At 65.2% G+C, this 3,171-nt stretch carries 3 protein-coding genes and 1 pseudogene; 3 read left to right on the top strand and 1 reads right to left on the bottom strand.

Annotated features, from left to right (window positions below):
* From AC5JJ6_RS05965 to eda, 3 genes and pseudogenes are all read left to right on the top strand, one after another.
* Positions 1–318, top strand: a pseudogene (locus AC5JJ6_RS05965) (glucose-6-phosphate dehydrogenase); the annotation flags it as partial.
* Positions 319–334: 16 nt separating this feature from the next.
* Positions 335–2,161, top strand: a complete 1,827-nt coding sequence (gene edd / locus AC5JJ6_RS05960) for a phosphogluconate dehydratase (protein WP_496041163.1) — start codon at positions 335–337, stop codon at positions 2,159–2,161.
* A 22-nt stretch (positions 2,162–2,183) separates the two neighbouring features.
* Positions 2,184–2,810 (top strand): bifunctional 4-hydroxy-2-oxoglutarate aldolase/2-dehydro-3-deoxy-phosphogluconate aldolase, encoded by a 627-nt coding sequence (eda, locus tag AC5JJ6_RS05955; protein ID WP_496041162.1) that lies wholly within the window; start codon positions 2,184–2,186, stop codon positions 2,808–2,810.
* Positions 2,811–2,835: 25 nt separating this feature from the next.
* Here the strand turns inward: eda and AC5JJ6_RS05950 are convergent, their stop codons facing one another.
* On the bottom strand, positions 2,836–3,060 hold the full coding sequence (locus tag AC5JJ6_RS05950) for a hypothetical protein (RefSeq protein WP_496041161.1): 225 nt from the start codon (positions 3,058–3,060) through the stop codon (positions 2,836–2,838).
* Positions 3,061–3,171: the final 111 nt, after the last annotated feature.

Here is a 3,171-nt window from a genome sequence, read left to right as displayed (position 1 = left end):
ACAGACCCAGGCCCAGGAGGCATGCGCCTGCGCGAAGCCTCCCTCAACCTGAGCTTCGCCGAGACCTTCAAGTTCCGCTTCCCCGACGCCTACGAACGCCTGCTGATGGACGTGGTGCGCGGCAATCCCACCCTGTTCATGCGCCGCGACGAAGTCGAGGCGGCATGGCGCTGGACCGAAAGCATACTGGACGCCTGGGAAGCGCGCGGCGACACCGTCAAGCCCTATATCGCCGGCACCTGGGGACCTTCCCAATCCGTCGCCATGATCGAGCGCGACGGCCGCACCTGGCATGACGACGCCATGTCCAACGGCTAAGCCGAAGGAGACAATCGTGGACCTGAACCAGACCGTCGCGCGCGTCACCGATCGCCTGATCGAGCGTAGCGCCGCCACGCGAACCGCCTATCTCGACCGCATCCGCGCCGCCGGCCAGAAAGGACCGACCCGCTCGCGCCTGTCGTGCAGCAATCTCGCCCACGGCTTCGCCGCCTGCGGTCCGTCCGATAAGCAGGACCTCGCGACCGACGTCAAGTCCAACATCGCCATCGTGTCGGCCTACAACGACATGCTGTCGGCCCACCAGCCGCTGGAAACCTTCCCCGCCATCATCAAGCAGGCGGTCCGCGAGGCCGGCGGCGTGGCGCAGTTCGCCGGCGGCGTCCCCGCCATGTGCGACGGCGTCACCCAGGGCAATGCCGGCATGGAGCTGTCGCTGTTCAGCCGCGACGTGATCGCGATGTCGACCGCCGTGGCGCTGTCCCACGACATGTTCGACGGCGCGCTGATGCTGGGCGTCTGCGACAAGATCATTCCGGGTCTGGTGATCGGCGCGCTCTCGTTCGGCCATCTGCCGACCATCATGGTGCCCGCCGGCCCGATGACTTCCGGCCTGCCCAACGCCGAGAAGTCCCGTATCCGCCAGCTCTACGCCGAGGGCAAGGTCGGCCGCGACGCCCTGCTGGACGCGGAGTCCAAGTCCTACCACGGCCCCGGCACCTGTACTTTCTACGGCACCGCGAACTCCAATCAGATGCTGATGGAGATCATGGGCCTGCACCTGCCCGGCGCCGCCTTCATCAACCCCAACACGCCGCTGCGCGATGCCCTCACCGCCGCCGCCAGCCGCCGCGTGCTGGAGATCACGGCGCAGGGCAACGAATACACCCCGGCGGGCGAGGTCGTGGACGAGCGTTCCATCGTCAACGGCGTCATCGGCCTGCTGGCGACGGGCGGTTCGACCAACCACACGATCCACCTGATCGCGATGGCGCACACCGCCGGAATCAAGCTGGCCTGGGCCGACTTCGCCGAGCTTTCCGCCGTCATCCCGCTGCTGGCGAAGGTCTACCCCAACGGCAACGCCGACGTGAACCACTTCCACGCCGCCGGCGGCATGGCCTTCGTGATCCGCGAGCTGCTGAACGCCGGCCTGATGCACGAGGACGTGCTGACGGTCGCGGGCGACGGCGGCATGCGCCGCTACGCCGAGGAACCGACGCTGGAAGGCGGCAAGGTGACATGGCGTCCCGGTACAGCGGAACCGCTCGACCCCAAGGTGCTGGGCACCGTCAAGGAGCCCTTCGCGCCCGACGGCGGCATCAAGATGCTGGACGGCAACTTCGGCCGCGCCGTCATCAAGACCTCCGCCGTGAAGCACGAGCACCGCTTCGTCGAGGCTCCCGCCCGCGTCTTCACCGATCAGTCCTCCCTCCAGGAAGCCTTCAAGCGCGGCGAACTCCACAAAGATTTCGTCGCCGTCGTGACCTTCCAGGGTCCCAAGGCCAACGGCATGCCGGAACTCCATAAGCTGACGCCTCCCTTGGGCGTGCTTCAGGACTTGGGCTTCCACGTGGCGCTGGTGACGGACGGCCGCATGTCCGGCGCTTCCGGCAAGGTCCCCGCCGCCATCCACGTGACGCCGGAAGCGGCGTCCGGCGGCGAGATCGCGAAGATCCGCGATGGAGATATCGTCAGGCTCGATGCTGAAAAAGGCACGCTGGAAGTGTTGGTAAGCGCGGAGGAGATGGCCGCGCGCGAGCCCTCAGCCCCCGATCTGACCGGCAACCGCTTCGGCACCGGCCGCGACCTGTTCGGCGCTTTCCGCGCTCTGGTCGGCGGCGCCGAGGAGGGCGCTTCGGTCTTCAATACAGCAGCATAAGGCATCCAAGACGATGAAGACCATGAAGACCATTTCCGAAATCCTGGCGCTCGGACCGGTGGTCCCGGTCCTGACCATCGACGATCTCGAAACGGCCGTTCCGCTCGCCCGCGCGCTGGCCGCCGGCGGCCTGCCCGCGATCGAAGTGACGCTCCGCACCGCGGCATCGCCGTCCGCGATCAAGGCCATCGCCGCCGAAGTCCCGGAAGCCGTCGTCGGCGCCGGCACGATCCTGAACCCCAAGCACTACGAGGAAGCCGTCAACGCCGGCGCGCTCTTCATCGTCAGCCCCGGCTGCACGCCCGATCTGATCGAGTACGCCAAGCAATCGGACATCCCGTTCCTACCCGGCGCCGCGACCGCGTCGGAAGCGATGGTCCTGCTCCGCGCCGGCTTCACCCACCTGAAGTTCTTCCCGGCGGAACCGGCGGGCGGCACCAAGCTCCTGTCGTCGCTGGCGGCGCCCCTGCCGATGCTGAACTTCTGCCCGACCGGCGGCATCTCGGTCGAAAAAGCCCCCGACTACCTGGCGCTGTCCAACGTCCCCTGCGTCGGCGGCTCCTGGGTGGCTCCCGCCGATGTCGTCAAGGCGCGCGACTGGGGCAAGATCGAAGCCCTGGCGCGGGCAGCGGCGGGGTTGAGGAAGTAAGTTCCGTCACAGAAAGCCGCGACAGTTATTTCTTGGAAATACTGTCGCGGTGCTGCGGAAAGGCGTCGGGATAGAGAGCCCAGATTTCTTCGCGGATTTCTCGATAACTTTTGTTGATATGATCAGCCAATTCCTGGAATGCGGCCTTGATGATAATCTCAACCTCATTTTTGGTCGTAGCCTGATCACTTGAATCCAGTATTTTATTTTCGACGATCGGATCCGGCATTTTAAAACCAATGAAGTTCAATAACGATGGTTCCACATTAACATGAATTGAGACGATTGAAGCTAATATATCGCCTTGTAGGTCGGTCTAGAGCGAAGCGGCAGCCGACAAGCAGGCGCGTCTATGTCGGCT

The organism is Skermanella sp. (assembly GCF_059503625.1).
This window is presented reverse-complemented; position numbering and strand designations above follow the sequence as displayed.

Excerpts from the sequence above, each read along its gene's own strand:
- eda (WP_496041162.1), top strand. The coding sequence starts at position 2,184 with ATGAAGACCATTTCCGAAATCCTGGCGCTCGGACCGGTGGTCCCGGTC.